Below are 16,131 nucleotides of genomic sequence, written 5' to 3'. Positions count from 1 at the left end.
ATTCGATTATCTTTTTTTACTTTTAAACACTTTTACTAGCTTTAATACTAAGTATAGACCAAATACAATTGTGTAACAGGAAACTTTAAATACATCTACGGTCTTGCTATTCATTAATCTTAATATAACATGTAAATAGATTAATATATAAAATATAAAAGCACATCTATGTAGTCTCTTCCACACCAATGGTCTAATATTTTTTCTTATCTTTCTAAAGGATGTTATAAATAATGGAAGCATTATTGCAAAGGCTATAAAACCTATGGTTATATAAACTAAATATATAACTGGCAATCCTTCTCCAGATATAAGCTTTGGTAACTTAAGCACAACAAACCTTGTCAAATATGTAGTTACATGAGAAAGTATTAAAATTGATCCTATAATGGCAAGCGGTCCTCTTATGCTCATTAGCTTCTTAGTTATTGACCATTTTGTACTTAAAGCCCCAGCATACATCACTAATACAAAGAATGCAAGTGCAATAAAACCTTGAGCAGCAGCCTTTTCTAATTGATTTACGAATCCAGATAAATTTATTTTTACGGATAGCTTGTACAATTCAAAGCCACCAGTAACTAAGCTTATAAATATAGCTACACAATAGAAAACCACAGGCTTTTTCCTGATAGCTTCTGAGAAAATTAATGTAAATATTATTACTGCAATTAATGAATAAATGAATGTCATATGATTTCTCCTTTGTTAAATAGTTGTCGATAATGATTATCATTTACATATTAATTTAATCTACTCTATTTGTCAATAACATTCTTCATTTCCAATGAAAATTTAAAAACCTCCCTAAAACCTTGATTTTCTGTTTTTGTTAAAACTTAAACTATGCTCTATAGAAATCAATAAAATACAAAGAAGTCTGATATAAATACATAGCTTGTACTTTACATCAGACTTCTTTGTAAATTTTCTATCAAATTCTATACATTTTTTAACTACTTACAGGTTCTTAAAAGACTTATTAGTTCATCTAATCCTCTAGGTACTTTATCTCGCTTTATCTTTCCTAAGCCTATCAATTCTTCATATATGGTTAGTATAGTTGGCTTTTTAAGATAGCACTGATGCAAAAAATCACTATCTTTAAATATTTCTTCTGGATCCCCTTCTTTAACTAAAGTTCCATCTTTCATTATAAATATATAATCTGCCCACTGATAAGCTAAATCCACATCATGAGTAGATAGGATTACAGTCATGCCTTTCGAATTTAGTCCATCAAGCATCTCCACTACCTGACTAGAATGCTTAGGGTCAAGACTTGAGGTTGGCTCATCCAAAATTATAACCTCCGGATCCATAACCAATATATCAGATATAGATATTCGCTTTTTCTGTCCGTAGCTTAAAAAATGCACGGCTTTATTCTTAAAAGAATACATTCCCGTATCATTTAAGGCTTTATCAACTCTTTTCTTAACCTCTTCTTCTGGCAGCTTTAAATTCATAGCCCCAAAAGATACTTCCTGATAAACATTTGCTGAAAACAGTTGATTTTCCGGATCTTGAAATACAATTCCTATGTTTTTTCTTAGCTGTCTTAGGTACTTTGTATTATATTTTATTTCTTCACCATTGTAATAAATAAAGCCTCCACTTGGCTTCAATATACCATTAAAATTTAGAAATAATGTGGATTTACCTGAACCATTTACTCCAAGGAAAGCTATCTTCTTTCCTTTTTCAAGCTTAATGCTTACATCCTTTAATGCCAAGGTTCCATCAGGATATTTGAAACTTAAGTTTTTACATTCCAATATATAATTACTCAAGTTATTCCTCCCACTAATTAAAATTTATAAGCTTTAATATAGTTATGCTTTATGAAAATTTAATATATATACGTTACATAATCAAAACTTCTGGAGATTATCAGGTATACATACATTAACAGTTGAAGCTGTATATCTGTATGAGTATTTTATACTGCCAACTATATAAAAGCTCATTTAAGAATATATAACAATTTTTATAATTAATAATACAATCTCAAAGCTTAAGATCTTTAACATATTTCTATAGGAAGTATGTTGTTTATCATAGATAAGATTTATTTCCCCCATGTAACCTCTTGCTTCCATAGCCATATAAACATCCTGGGACTTTTTATAGGAGCTAATAAATAATGAGGCTACCAATTTTCCTAAGGAGTTATATCCTAATCTAATATTTGAATATCCTAACCTAGAATTCTGAGAAATAAAGATCATATTCGCTCTATCAAGAATAACAAAAATAAATCTATAGATAAGTCCCATAAGCTCTACAAATAGCTTAGGGCATTTAAGCTTTCTTAAAACTATAAGTATTTCAAATACTGGTGTGGTAAGTATTAAAAAATACAGGCAGGCAACAGAAGCCAAGGCCTTTAATGATATCTCCCCTGCAGCTCTGAGACTATCCATAGTACATCCGAAAGTGAGGCTTTTAAAATGGAAAATAACAAGTGCGGCTTTACTGCCATCAACTATATTTATAGCAATAGTGATAACTCCTATTACTAAAAAGGTGCAAGGTAAAAGCATTAGTCTTATATAAGTCTTCAAGTCCAACTTTCCTTTACAAACTAAAGCAATAGACATAGAGATTAATACTATTAAAGATATCAAAGGGTTGTTTAATCCAAGGCAAAGAATTAACGTCATCATGGAAAATAAAAACTTTTCAATGGGACTTTCATTCCTTAAAGCTGATATATAAGCTAACTTATCTATAGATATCATAGCTTTTCTTTTTCCTTCCTGCGCTTCCCCTTTTGGTATCCAAAGTAATAGCATACCACCCCTGAACCAATGGCAGCTTGTACCGCAAACAGCAAGCTTTCTATCTCTCCGCTAGGTGGCTGCCATAAGGGCTTAAACCAAGGCTTATAATCTTTATTTATATCACTTATAGCCTTTTCAGCCTGATCGTCTGAACCTGAAAACTCTGCATTTTTCATAAAAATCAATGGTACTGCTGCTATAGCTACAACCAGTACGCCTAATATTATATTCTTTACCCAAAAATTCTTTTTTCTTTCAGCCATTTGTTACTCCTCCTCTTTTATAACCTTAAGCTCTACCAACTCCTGTTTGTTATAATTCTTTAATAGATTAAAGATTATCACTGTAAGTAAACCTTCACTTATGGCAAGAGGAATTTGAGTAACTGCGAAAATCCCCATAAACTTTATCACTGAAGCAATAACTCCCCCATTTTGATCAGGAAAAGCTAAAGAAAGCTGAACCGAGGTAGTTACATAGGTCATTAAGTCTCCTAACATTGCAGCTATAAAAACAGCTACACCGCTTGGTACCTTAAACTTGCTTAAAAGTTTGTACAAAATGTATGAAACTAATGGTCCTACAATAGCCATGGAAAAAGTATTAGCTCCAAGAGTGGTGATTCCTCCATGTGCTAAAAGCAAAGCTTGAAATATTAATACTATAAGTCCTAATACGCTCATAACTGCAGGTCCAAAAAGAATCGCTCCAAGACCAACCCCAGTTGGGTGAGAACTGCTACCTGTAACTGAAGGTATCTTTAAAGCCGAAAGCACAAACGCAAAAGCTCCAACCATGGCTATAAGCATCTTTGTCTTAGGATTTTCTTCAATCATTTTTTTTATATTAAAAAATCCAACTATTATAAAAGGTATGGTCAAAACTCCCCAGGCTATACACCAGCCAAGTGGAAGGTACCCCTCCATTATATGCATGGCATAGGCATTTCTTGGCCAAAGAAAAAATACTAAGAATATTCCAAGAGCAATCTGATATTTTTTTGCCATTTTATCACCTCATCTTATATCTAGTGTACATACTTGTACACTGATCGATTTTACTTATTTTATATTTAGACTACATATTTACATAAATACAAATATACTATTTTTTAACTACACGCTGTTAAAGTATCTACTTGGACTTAAAACTTAGTAGTGATGTTTAATATTAACTTATATTTTTATTTATTATTGCTTATTATTGTTTATTGTTTTTAATCATGTATACTTTGTCTTAATTTATTACTATTATTTACATTTATATAGTATAACTATAAGACTTATACAATTGTTCAATACTGGCACGTAACTAAATAATTTCTTTGTTTATAAAAAACATTGTTAGACAAATTATCTTTTTTTAACTTCAGTACTCTCTTAGAACAGTATTTATACTAAATTCTTGAAAGCAAAATATCAAAGTTCATCATAAAACACCCTATCTCAATCTCAACAGAATACCTAAATTGAGATAAGGTTATATCTAGTAAAATCTTCTACCTACATAGTTTACCAATGCTTCTATATGGTCAAAGGTGTTTTTATACTTAGTTTCAGCTCTTTCTATGAGAAATATCTTAACGCCTCTATCAATAGCTGCTCTTATCTTTTCTTCTGTTCCACCTTCTGCTCCACTGTCCTTAACCACCATAGCCTTAGCAGAATATTCATCTATAAAGGCTAGATTCAGTTCATAACTTATAGGCCCTTTAATAGCTATTATATCTTCAGTTTTTAAGCCAAGCTCAAAGCATTTTTCCATAACCTTAACCGAAGGAAGAACTCTATGGATAACTCTACTTTTAAGCTTCATAGATATAAATTTGTTAATATTATTACTTCCAGTTGTATTTAATATAGCACCATCTATTTTAGAAAGTTCTACGTAAAGCTCCTCGTAATCTTTAACGCTGACTATCTTATCTTTGTACTTATCAGCAACTGATGGTCTTTCATACCTTAAATATTCTATATTTAAAGCTTCACAGGCCTTTACTGCGTTTTCTGTAACCACCTGTGCATAAGGATGAGAGGCATCCACAAGAGTTTTAATATTATTTTCTAGAAGGAAGCTTTTTAGCTCTCCATAGTCCAAAGGCTTTGTATTTAACAACCTATACTTATAATCCTTTAGAAGCTCTCCTCCATAGCTGGTAGCAGTTGAAACAACAATATTTTCCGTAAACTGATTTAATAGAGAAAGGATCTTCTTTCCTTCAGAAGTACCTAAGATTAAAGCTATCATAGCTTATAACCTCTTGGGGTTACGAAATATCCATCTTTAATGTAGCTTTGACTGTTCCCTATAATAACTATTGAAAGCATATCAGCTTTAGTGCAATCAAAAGTGTCTAAGGTTGCTAAGGTCACCTCTTGTCCATCTCTTAAAGCATTCTTTACTAAAGCAACAGGAGTATTGCCGTTTCTATATTTTCTTATAGTATCTAAGTTTTCTCTTAAATAATCTGCTCTTCCCTTACTTCTTGGATTATATAAAGATATTACAAAGTCACCTTCCGCTGCTAGCTGTACTCTCTTCTTTATAAGCTCATAAGGGGTCATAAGGTCACTTAGACTTATATTGCAAGAGTCATGCATAAGTGGTGCTCCTACTATAGAACCTGCTGCTGACGAAGCTGTTATCCCTGGAATAACCTCTACCTCTTCGTCACTTCTGAGCTCAAGTATCAAACCTGCCATTCCATATATTCCTGAATCTCCAGTACTTATTACAGAAACTGTACCTTCTTTACATAGTTTTAGGGCTTCCTTACATCTCTCTTCTTCACCCATCATACCTGTTGAAAAAACTCTTTTTTCCTCTAGTAATGGTTTTACAAATTCTATATACCTTGTATATCCAACTACTATATCGCTTTCCTCAATAGCTTCCTTAGCTCTTATTGACATATGTTCAAGTCCACCAGGACCAATTCCTATTACATATAGTTTTCCCATTATATATCCTCCACTCCAATGCACAAAGTCATTCCATCAATACTTAGTTTTTCTGTTAAAAGTGTTCCTCCAAAAAGCTCCACAGAGGGTTCACACACAGCTCTTACCCCTATGGTCTTTTCCACAAAATCACTGCCCTTATATCTATGTTGAATCTTTCTTATATCTTCTATAGCTGCTATCTTTAGTTCTGCCTCTAGATACTGTGAAAGCCTTCTTATAGCTTCTTCATCCTTTTTAATCTCCACAGTTGCAACAGTCTTCACAGCCCTTTTATCATATCCAAGCTCTTCAAGTTTTTTGGTAACTATATCACTCATCTTATCTGGCGAATAGCTTTTCCTGCAGCCTATCCCTAAGATTAAGTTTTTTCTTATTAGGCATAAAGTTTTATTGCCTTTTGAAAAGTTACTTTTATTTGTCACAAGTACTGTGTTAGCTTTCTTTGTATTACAATCCTCTAATAAGTTATCACTAACAGAACCATATATATTGCTAGATGATTTCTTATCAAGCTCCCTGCTATCTATCGCATCTGGTAAGTCACATCTTATGTCTTTGTAATATTCCTTAAAATCTCTTCTTTCATATCCTGTAGGAGTTTCAAGCTTATCTTCTTCATCAACAAAAAAGACTTTTTCACCAGCAACTAAACTAGCTGCGATGCATTTTGCCTTCTTTAAATCCTCTATTATAAGCCCATTATCCTTTGCTACTATATCAGGTGCACATAGCCCAAGGTTGTCAGTGGCAGTGGTTATTACTGGCTCTGAATTTATTATGTCAGCAATGTCCAAAGTTAGAGCATTAGCTCCTCCTAAGTGCCCGCTTAAAAGACTGATTACATAGTTACCTAAGATATCTATAACAAGTACTGCTGGATCTTTATCCTTTCCTTTTAAAAAAGGCGCTATTGCTCTAACAGCAATGCCTGTAGATGAAAAAAATATGATAGCTTCGTAGCTTTCCATAAGCTTTTCTGTAACTTCTTTAAGCTTAAAAACTTCACCTTCCTGCTTTTTGTATAGGTCAGCCTTAAGCTCTTTATTTATCCTATTATAAAGCTCTTCACCTTGACTATTTATGCAAATCGCTGCTATTTTCATTGATTCCCTCTCTAAACATGTGAGTAAAGCTCTTATCATATAACTTACTTTTCTCATAATCGCAGTCTATAAAATCACCGACCAAAATCTGAGCACATTTAGTTATCTTCGCAGCTTTAACCTTTTCTGATATATCATCAAGAGTTCCATATATGACCCTTTCATCCTCCCAGGTAGCTCTTTCAACCACTGCTATAGGCACATTTCTTCCATAACCCTTTCTAAGTTTAGCTACTACCTTGTCTATCATACTTATAGATAAGAATATGGCCATCGATGCACCTATCTTCGCTAAAGCCTCTAAGTCTTCACCTTCTGGTACTGGAGTCCTTCCTTCAACTCTTGTAAGAATTACAGTCTGAGTAACCTTTGGAAGAGTAAACTCGCTCTTTATGGCAGCAGCTGCTGCAGTAAAGGAGCTAACTCCTGGAACAACCTCGTAATCTATTCCTAAAGTCTTAAGCTCATCCATCTGCTCTTTTATAGCACCATAAATAGAAGGATCTCCAGTATGAAGTCTTACAACCATCTTACCTTTATCCTCACTTTGCTTCATAACCTCAATAACTTCATCCAAATTCATCACAGCGGAGTTAAATATACGCACTCCTTCTTTGCAAAATTCTAAATGTTCTTTGCTAACTAAAGAACCAGCATAAATAACCACATCAGCCTTTGATAATATGTCTCTCCCTTTCACAGTTATCAAGTCTGCATCCCCTGGACCTGCCCCTATAAAATAAACCATCTCTCTTATCCTCCTATTTTTGTTCCTTAAAAAACTCTAAACCCGCATGTTTCCTATAAATTCTTATATTCTTATATTCTTAGCTTGTTATATTTTTAAATGTTTAAATTCTTTTGTTGTTATATTGTTATACTCTTAAACTGTTAAGTTCTTAAGTTCTTAAGTTCTTAGTTCTTAGTTCTTAGTTCTTAGTTCTTAGTTCTTAGTTCTTAGTTCTTAAGTAATTTTATTCTTAATTATTCATATTTAAAATATGTTTAAAAATAATGATTAAGCTAAACAATTATGTGGGAGCTTCTATATACCTGATATAGCCACATAAGTCCACTAAAGCATGGTATTACTAACCCCTTAATTTCAGTAATCTACTATAAAAGCACCTTGTTTTAGTAACCTTTAAGCTTATACCTATCTATGCGCTATAATTAGTGCCATATACTCTCTATTCTTTATTATGTCCGCTTTATCTCTTAGAACTTCTTGTCCTTCTCTTCCAGCTCTTTTTATATATACATAATTAAAGCCCTTTTCCTCTAAAGCATTAATTATTTTTTCTTCTTGCTTATATACCTTCATTAGAACCACATTCTTTTCGTCTGTTATCTTGTCTATTTGGTTTCCTGGAAGTATTAAAAGAGGTTCATCTCCTATTACTAAGGGTTCCTTTGCAAGGCTTGCACAGGCACAGAAGGATGTTATTCCTGGAACTGTTTCAGTATCATAACCGTGTTCTTCTATATGCCTTATCAAGTAGATATAGGTACTATATATGAACGGATCCCCTATGGTTAAGAATGCAACGTTCTTTCCTTCCTTAAGCTTTTCCTCAACTGCTTGAAAAGCCTCATATATCTTAGCCTCTTGCTCCTCTCCCCCCATTGGAAAGTGTTTCACTAATATCTCTGTACCTTCTTTTATATAATCTTCGGCTATTTCTAAAGCTATGCTTTTTCCACCAGCCATTCCACTTGGAACCACTACAACGTCGCAGCTTTCTATAACCCTTACCGCCTTTATTGTAATAAGCTCTTTATCTCCAGGTCCTACCCCAACTCCATATAACTTCGCCATGTTATCCTCCTACTATGAATGTATCACTTCGTAACAAAATTTATATTTTTAAATTCTCCTCTCAGAGCCCAGAGAGGATTTCAAAATAGATTACAGATAGAAGTTGTACATCTAATATTTAATTATTTTCGTATATCCTCCAAACATCGGATGACTAACCACTTAACACAATATACTTTAATTTCTAAGTCAATGTTTAATAAGACTGTTAAAATTAAGTGGTTATTCAGGAGATGCTATATGAGCGAGCAACTAGAATTAAATGATTTTTTTGCGCATCTGCCTTTTCTGAACGCATGTGAAGAAATTCTGGCAGGCGACATATTCTCTATCTTTACTCTTTATTTGAATAGCATTCTTAATGTTCTTAAGATTAAGATACATAAAACTTATAAAAAGTGAATGGTTAAATAAAGAGTAAAACTGTATGTTCGAACGTAGTGAGTTTACAGTTTTAGCCATGGAATATGATAAAATCATATTAATTCTTTGCGCAAGCTCATTAAAGCATAGGATGAATGACCTCTTAATTTCATAGGTTACTTCAACATTGCAGTTACAATAAATATAGGGTTATTAGCTGTAAGCATAAGCCCTTTTCCTTTTGCCTTACTTACTGCAAGCTGAGTACACTCTACTTCATAGTTCAGCTCTCTAAGACAATTAATTGCCTTGTAAAGATTATCTATGGTTATGAAGTTAAGAACCATACTCTTATTAGGTTTTAGCTTACTTCCATAAACTCTTATTATCTCTTCAAGGTTACCGCCACTGCCGCCTATAAAGATTCCATCATACTGCCCTTCTATGGAACCAGCTACCTCAAGCGCTTCTCCATTTATTATCTGCATATTGTCTGCAGCAAACTTTTCTTTGTTTTTGTAAAGTAATTCTAGGGCTTCCCCATCTCGCTCTATGGAAATGATCTTTCCCTTTGAAGCCAGCTTACTCATCTGTATAGACACAGACCCTGTTCCAGCTCCAACATCTAAAAGGCTATAGTCTTCTTCAATGCCTAACTTTGCTATGCTCACTATCCTGACTTCTTCCTTGGTCATAGGACAGTTTCCTCTTATGAATTCTTCATCCTTAATATATTTCATTTTCTATCACCACCACTGAAAGCTCACTAAAAGCTTTATTCATTAATTGTTCAGGAGAACCACTGGAGATAACTTCATCATCATAAGATAAGTTTTCTCCTACATAAACCTTAACTTTTATCTCTTCCTCATAAAGCTTTCTACACAAAGCCTCGGGGCAATTCTTCTTATCTGTTAACCAAACAGATAGTTTATTGCTTTTTACTTCCTCTAAAAAACTGTCTTCTCTTCCGTGAAGACTGCCTAAATAACTATTCTGCCAAGACTTATTAAGCTTTGCCATAAAGTATTGAAAGGAGCTTATTCCAGGTATAACTCTCACAGGGCCTTCATATTTACTTCTTATATAATTAGATATTCCATAAAAACCAGGATCTCCAGAAGCTATAACTGACAGATCTTTATCCTTATTTTCATTAGCTATATTAATAATATCTTTTAGCTCCTTAACGGCTATCATATCTGTCTTAACTTCACTTATGCTTTCTAAAGCCCTTGAAAAGCCTAGTATCAAATCACAAGCTTTAAGTGTGCTAAGCGCTTTAGGAAGTATATACTCTCTACTACCAGGTCCTATTCCCACTATATATAACATAAAAATCACATCACTTTCTGCTATCGTAAAGCACTCCATTGTCCATAGAATACATTATTGCATCAGCTTCAAGCTGGTTATAGGTAAATATGTTTATTCTATTTATTATCTTTTGTCCAATATTTTTATACAAAGCTTCATAACCGTCACCAAGAAGTTTAACTGCACCTTCTGTGGTCTTTTGCTCATAAACCTTCTTCACCAGCTCATTACTTTCCCCCATAAGAGCAAGCTCTAAGGATAAAACCTCTAGTCTTACATCACATACTCTGCTATGAGTATTAAAGCAGCCTGCTGCAATCTTGCATATCTTACCTATATGTCCCACTATAGTAACCTTCTTTATAGCTTTCTCCATGCAGTAGTTTAAAGCATCTCCTACGTAGTTTGACATCACCACTACTTTTCTAATATCTAAGCCCATGGTTTCTGCCTTATCTTCTCCCATGTTTCCAAAAACTAAGATCAATTCATCATATCCATTGGCTACCTTCTGATTTATTTCAAGCTTAATTGATTCTCTTAAGGCTTCCTCAGACATAGGAGTTACTATACCTGTAGTTCCTAAAATAGAAATTCCACCTATTATATTTAGTCTCGGATTAAAAGTTCTCTTAGCTACTTCTTCTCCTTTGGGAACAAATATGGTTATTTCCACACCTTTATCTTTTGGTAGAACTTCTTTTACTTCTTTCTCTATCATAGCTCTTGGGACTGGATTTATGGCTGGCTCACCTTTTTTAACGTATAGCCCATCACCCATGACTACACCTACACCTTTTCCGCCTTTTAACGCATAACCTTCACTTTTTCTCTCAGCTCTTGCCCAAATCTCAAGACCGTGAGTTACATCAGGATCATCTCCACCATCTTTAAGAATACAGCACTCAACATAGTCTTCTCCTCTTACTAGCTTTTCTATTGGTAGTAAAAGTACTATACCTTTAGGGGTATCTATTTTTATCTCTCTTAGCTCTGTATTTTCATATAACATCTGTGTTGCAGCCTTGGCCGCTCCAGCTGCACAAGAGCCAGTTGTATACCCGCATCTAAGCTTTTTCCCATCACAGTTAACATATAGCTCTAGCATCTTAGCCTCTATTTACTAAAAGGTACATAAGAGCATTTACAATAGCTGCCGCTACAGTGCTTCCGCCCTTTCTGCCTCTTATAGTTATCATTGGTAGTGGCAGCTTTTCAGCTTCTTCCTTTGACTCTGCTGCTCCTACAAAGCCTATTGGTGCTCCTATGATAAACTTGGCATTAGCTTTTCCTGCTTCAATAAGCTCTTTTAGTCTATATAGTGCTGTTGGCGCATTTCCAAAAACAAAGAAGCTTACTCCTTCTTCAACAGCCTTTTCTACTGCAGCCATAGAACGAGTTATTCCTCTCTCCTTGGCTATTAAAGCTACATCTTCTCTATCAACAAAGCATTCAACCTTACAGTTTAGTTCACTTAAGGCTTTTTTGTTTATTCCTGATAAAGCCATTTTTGTATCAGTGTATATTGTAATTCCTGACTTCAAAAGATTTAGAGCTTCATCAATTGCATTATCTCTTATATAGATTAAATCCTTATACTGAAAGTCTGCAGTAGTATGTATTACTCTTTTTACTATACTAAGCTCTCTAGCATCAAAACTATGCTCTCCCAGCTCCTCACCAATTATCTCAAAGCTTCTTTTCTCTATATCCATTGGAATTTTTATATAGTCCATGCTTTTCTCTCCTAAAATCCTTATTTATAACTCTTAATCCGTTCCATACTCCACTGGGTAAAAAATTTGTATTATCAAATTCTCCACTCATAACCTAGCTGACTTTTAAGAATAGCTTACTTAGCAATGGTACGTATTTAAGCAATATATTTTAAATTATGTTATTATACTTTCTTGAAGCCACCTGTGACTAAGCTGCCAAACATATTAATATTTCCGAAGAAATGTATGTGTGCATAAGCTGCTAAGGTATTATTTTTATGATATCCGCACTGCCAATTCTTAATGGTTCCATCAAATACGTTCTTTGTAACCTTATATAACTTATTTTCTTCTGATTCTATCATTGACTTATGAAACTCATGGCAATTGATCTTAGTGCCTGTTTTTAGAATACTATTTTCTTTCACAACCTCTAACTCTGCATATCCAAAGTTCTGAAGCTTAGTGGTAAGCATAGATTGACCTTTGAAAAATCCAACAGCATCTACACCTTCTATCTGCTCCATAAGGTACATGAGTCCGCCACACTCACCATAACACCTTAATCCATTACTTAACTGATTATTTATATCTGTCAGCATTGATTTATTTTCGTTTAGCTCCTTTATAAATACCTCAGGATAGCCTCCCCCAAGATATAAAAAATCTATCCCTTTTGGCAAAGCTTTATCCTTAAGTGGGCTGAAATACTCTACTTCTCCCATTTCCTCTAAAAGCTCAAGGTTCTCCTTATAATAAAAACTGAAGGCTTTATCGTAAGCTACTGCTGATCTTAGCTTTTTATTAGATACCTTAAAGCTATCCTCATAATCTGATGTATCCTTAAAGGACTTCATAAGTTCCTCTACATCAACAAACCTTTGTATAAGCTCCGAGCATAGTGTGACTTTATCATCTAGATCCTCTACTTCACTGCTTTGAACTAGTCCAAGATGTCTGCTTTTTAAACTTAATCTTTCATCCTTTGGTACATAACCAAAAACCTTTACTCCACAGTTTTTCTCTATTGCAAGCTTAAGAAGCTTATAATAGCTTTCACTTATGTTGTTAAGTACAACTCCAGCTATATTTATCTTTTTAAAGTTCTTTAACCCCATTATCTCTGCACACAAGGTAGCAACCTGAGCCTTTGGTGAAAGTATTAAAATCACTGGTATATCAAGTACTTCTGCCAAGTGGGCTGTAGAATATTCATAGGTTATTCCTTTGCCATCATAAATGCCCATAACCCCTTCAATTATTCCATATTCGCCATTTCCTCTAGAGAAACTAGACTTAACTCCCTTTTCTCCCATCAAGAAAAGGTCTAGATTACGTGAAGCTGTTTTAGTTATATGTGTGTGAAATGCTGGATCAATATAGTCTGGTCCTGCCTTATAGCTCTGAACCTTGATTTTCTTACTCTTAAGAAGCTTCAAAAGCCCTAAGGTAAAGGTAGTTTTTCCTCCGCCACTGGAATTTGAGGATATAATTATACTTTTCAAGCCTAATCCTCCTTTTTCTCAACTCCCATTATTTCATATATCTTATCAATATCTAAAGAACCTCTAACCAATTCCGCTAACCTATCAAGTTCTTTTTCTCTTAAACTTTCATAATTCTTTGCTTCTTTTAATCCAATACCTTTTTTCTCTCTTAATCTGTTAACTATATACTCTCTAAAATAACTTCCATCAAAGATTCCATGGATGTAAGTGCCCATAATGTTGCCAGTTTTATTTATGGCCCCATCCTTGTATACCAAAGCCTCTGAAACTAATTCTTGTCCGTTTTTATCAACTATTAAAAATAAAGGCTCTGCATTCTGTCCATAGTTGCTTATACCCATGTGTATTTCATAACCGTATATATGCTCAAATCCTTTATTAAGGATATATTTCTGCTCTGACTTCTTCAAAAACTCTGAAGCTATATCAGCCTTAACTCTAGTCGTTACCTTATCTCTTTCAAATACAGTACTTATATCTAAAAGTCCCATTCCACTTATCTCTTTTAGCTCTGTCTCTACACCATAAGGATCTTCTATACTCTTGCCAAGCATTTGATAACCTCCGCATATTCCAAGAATCATACCAGTCTCTGAGTAGGCTTTTATCTTAGCTTCAAGCCCATTGTCTCTTAAAGTCATAAGATCTTCTATGGTATTCTTACTTCCTGGAATTATTAAAAGATCTGGTTCACCAAACTCCTCCAAAGAGGTTATAAATCTTATGGATACATCATCTTCATTGTTAAGAGCATCAATATCCGTAAAGTTTGAAATCCTAGGAAGCTTAATTACTGCTATATCTAAAGGAGCAGTTACCTTTTTATTAAACTCAATAGCACCATCTTCATCCTCAAGCTTTAGCTTAAAGTAAGGTACAACTCCAACAGTAGGTTTATCAATTATTTCTTCTAGCATATTAAGCCCAGGTTCAAGTATCTTTACATCTCCCCTAAACTTATTTATTATAGTACCTTTTACTCTTTTCTTTTCTTCATCTTTCAAAAGCAGCATAGTTCCTGCTAATGCTGCAAAAACGCCTCCTTTGTCTATATCTCCGACTATTAGCACCGGTGCATCCACCAGTTCTGCCATCCCCATGTTTACTATATCTTTATCTCTCAAATTTATTTCAGCAGGGCTTCCAGCTCCCTCCATAACCACAATATCAAATTCCTCTTCCAGTTTATCAAAATGCTTTTTTAGCATATCCTTGAAACCAGGTTTCATATTGTGATATTCCATGGCAGTATAGTTTCCAAAAACCTTACCATTGACTATTACCTGTGACTTTTTATCTGAAGTTGGCTTTAAAAGAATAGGATTCATATACACCTCAGGCTCTAACCCGCTGGCATAAGCTTGCAGTACCTGAGCTCTTCCCATCTCTTTGCCATCTAAGGTTATGTAGGAATTTAAGGACATATTCTGAGACTTAAAGGGCACTACCTTGTAGCCATCTTGTTTAAAGATCCTACAAAGAGCTGCCACTAATATGCTCTTACCTACAGAAGACGCAGTACCCTGTATCATAATTTTAGCCATTTTTATTCCCCCTTAAAAATTGCTAGCCATACCTTTTTTATTTTTACCTATATTAGAGTATTTTTCACTTATAGCATCCTCTAAATGTTCTAAATACAACTTCTGTATATTGAGGTTTTCTCCAAGTCCATGCAAGTATATATCAACCTCAAAGCCTTCTCTCTGTAAAATATTCTTCCAGGAATCCTCTTCCTCCCCAGCCATATCATTTTGTGCATGGTCACCAGCTACTAAAAGAAGTGGCATTAAAGTCAACTTAGTTATATTGTTTTTCTTAAGCTTCTTTATAACGTGATCTAAAGTTGGATACCCGTCTATAGTTCCTATAAACACTTTATGAAAGTCGTTGTCCCAAAAAACTGTTTGAAGGCAGCTATAAGTTGAGTTAGCAGGATGGTGAGTTCCATGTCCCATGAATACAACAGCCTCATCTCTTGGAACTTGGTTTTCTAAAGCCTTTATCATCAAGGTATAATCATCTGGTATATCCTCTTCTTCCCCCTTAAAGTATAAAAGAGGTCGTCCTAACTTAATGCTCTCAAAACAATCTTCCTTTGAAAAGCTGTCTATTACATTTCTTACATAATCATACTCAAGCCCTGGTATAAGATGAAGTGGTTGAACTATTATTTGAGAAAAGCCCTCTTCCTTCAGCCTATTTAACGCTTCCTCAGGTGTATCTACATGCATTTGGTATTTGCTAGCCAGCTTTTTTATAACTCCGTGAGCGGTAAAAGCTCTCCTTATCTCATAATCCTTATATTTCTCCTCTATAAGCTTTTCTATCTTTTCTATAGTAAGCTTTCTTGTATTTTCATAGGTAGTACCAAAACTTATAACCAATATTGCTTTCTTTTTTAGACCACTAAACTTTAACTTAGCACTCATGAAACTTCCTCCTAAAACTCTTGATAATCACTACTGTATCCATCTAACTTTCCTTAAATAATGTAAACTTCCCCAAAGCCGTCTACTTTATCAATCTTATGTACATCTACCTCTACCACTGC

General features: G+C 34.2%; 17 protein-coding genes. All 17 read right to left on the bottom strand.

The window, feature by feature from the left end:
- Positions 1-6: 6 nt before the first annotated feature.
- The 17 genes from GXK57_RS09425 to GXK57_RS09345 all read right to left on the bottom strand — a co-directional run bounded on the left by GXK57_RS09425 (position 7) and on the right by GXK57_RS09345 (position 16,009).
- The gene (locus GXK57_RS09425; RefSeq protein WP_160674890.1) at positions 7-693 is read right to left on the bottom strand and encodes a ferric reductase-like transmembrane domain-containing protein; all 687 of its coding nucleotides are present in this window, start codon (positions 691-693) and stop codon (positions 7-9) included.
- A gap of 263 nt (positions 694-956) precedes the next feature.
- Positions 957-1,793, bottom strand: a complete 837-nt coding sequence (locus tag GXK57_RS09420) for an ATP-binding cassette domain-containing protein (RefSeq protein ID WP_160674887.1) — start codon at positions 1,791-1,793, stop codon at positions 957-959.
- Between the two features lie 177 nt (positions 1,794-1,970).
- Positions 1,971-2,798, bottom strand: coding sequence for a cobalt ECF transporter T component CbiQ (gene cbiQ, locus GXK57_RS09415; protein WP_347709086.1), 828 nt, complete (start codon positions 2,796-2,798; stop codon positions 1,971-1,973).
- A complete protein-coding gene (locus tag GXK57_RS09410; RefSeq protein ID WP_160674884.1) occupies positions 2,741-3,049 on the bottom strand; it encodes an energy-coupling factor ABC transporter substrate-binding protein in 309 nt (102 codons plus the stop codon). Before GXK57_RS09410 ends, cbiQ begins: the two co-directional genes overlap by 58 nt.
- 3 nt (positions 3,050-3,052) lie before the next feature.
- A complete protein-coding gene (locus GXK57_RS09405) occupies positions 3,053-3,793 on the bottom strand; it encodes an energy-coupling factor ABC transporter permease (RefSeq protein WP_160674881.1) in 741 nt (246 codons plus the stop codon).
- 478 nt (positions 3,794-4,271) lie between these two features.
- Complete coding sequence (locus GXK57_RS09400) at positions 4,272-5,033, bottom strand: cobalt-precorrin-6A reductase (protein ID WP_160674878.1); 762 nt, start codon at positions 5,031-5,033, stop codon at positions 4,272-4,274.
- A complete protein-coding gene (cobJ, locus tag GXK57_RS09395; protein ID WP_160674875.1) occupies positions 5,030-5,746 on the bottom strand; it encodes a precorrin-3B C(17)-methyltransferase in 717 nt (238 codons plus the stop codon). The genes GXK57_RS09400 and cobJ overlap by 4 nt, the downstream gene beginning before the upstream one ends.
- A complete protein-coding gene (gene cbiG / locus GXK57_RS09390) occupies positions 5,746-6,852 on the bottom strand; it encodes a cobalt-precorrin 5A hydrolase (RefSeq protein WP_160674872.1) in 1,107 nt (368 codons plus the stop codon). Before cbiG ends, cobJ begins: the two co-directional genes overlap by 1 nt.
- Positions 6,824-7,600: a precorrin-4 C(11)-methyltransferase gene (gene cobM / locus GXK57_RS09385; RefSeq protein WP_202127701.1), complete on the bottom strand. Its 777-nt coding sequence runs from the start codon at positions 7,598-7,600 to the stop codon at positions 6,824-6,826. The genes cbiG and cobM overlap by 29 nt, the downstream gene beginning before the upstream one ends.
- Before the next feature lie 408 nt (positions 7,601-8,008).
- Positions 8,009-8,671: a cobalt-factor II C(20)-methyltransferase gene (locus GXK57_RS09380; RefSeq protein ID WP_160674869.1), complete on the bottom strand. Its 663-nt coding sequence runs from the start codon at positions 8,669-8,671 to the stop codon at positions 8,009-8,011.
- Positions 8,672-9,210: 539 nt separating this feature from the next.
- A complete protein-coding gene (gene cbiT / locus GXK57_RS09375; RefSeq protein ID WP_160674866.1) occupies positions 9,211-9,774 on the bottom strand; it encodes a precorrin-6Y C5,15-methyltransferase (decarboxylating) subunit CbiT in 564 nt (187 codons plus the stop codon).
- Entirely contained in the window at positions 9,761-10,369 is a 609-nt protein-coding gene (gene cbiE / locus GXK57_RS09370) for a precorrin-6y C5,15-methyltransferase (decarboxylating) subunit CbiE (RefSeq protein WP_160674863.1), read from the bottom strand. The genes cbiT and cbiE overlap by 14 nt, the downstream gene beginning before the upstream one ends.
- A 10-nt stretch (positions 10,370-10,379) precedes the next feature.
- On the bottom strand, positions 10,380-11,459 hold the full coding sequence (gene cbiD / locus GXK57_RS09365; protein WP_160674860.1) for a cobalt-precorrin-5B (C(1))-methyltransferase CbiD: 1,080 nt from the start codon (positions 11,457-11,459) through the stop codon (positions 10,380-10,382).
- 1 nt (position 11,460) lies between these two features.
- Positions 11,461-12,087: a precorrin-8X methylmutase gene (locus GXK57_RS09360; RefSeq protein WP_160674857.1), complete on the bottom strand. Its 627-nt coding sequence runs from the start codon at positions 12,085-12,087 to the stop codon at positions 11,461-11,463.
- A 164-nt stretch (positions 12,088-12,251) separates the two neighbouring features.
- Positions 12,252-13,574: a cobyrinate a,c-diamide synthase gene (locus GXK57_RS09355; protein WP_160674854.1), complete on the bottom strand. Its 1,323-nt coding sequence runs from the start codon at positions 13,572-13,574 to the stop codon at positions 12,252-12,254.
- A 2-nt stretch (positions 13,575-13,576) separates the two neighbouring features.
- On the bottom strand, positions 13,577-15,121 hold the full coding sequence (locus tag GXK57_RS09350) for a cobyric acid synthase (RefSeq protein WP_160674851.1): 1,545 nt from the start codon (positions 15,119-15,121) through the stop codon (positions 13,577-13,579).
- A gap of 12 nt (positions 15,122-15,133) precedes the next feature.
- Complete coding sequence (locus tag GXK57_RS09345) at positions 15,134-16,009, bottom strand: sirohydrochlorin cobaltochelatase (protein WP_160674848.1); 876 nt, start codon at positions 16,007-16,009, stop codon at positions 15,134-15,136.
- Between the last annotated feature and the right edge of the window lie 122 nt (positions 16,010-16,131).

The sequence above is a fragment of the Clostridium sp. C8-1-8 genome (assembly GCF_009928445.1).
In the GTDB taxonomy this organism is placed as follows: Bacteria; Bacillota; Clostridia; order Clostridiales; family Clostridiaceae; genus Clostridium_AR.
The sequence above is the reverse complement of the archived record's forward strand: the minus strand, read 5'-3'. Positions and strand labels throughout refer to the sequence as shown.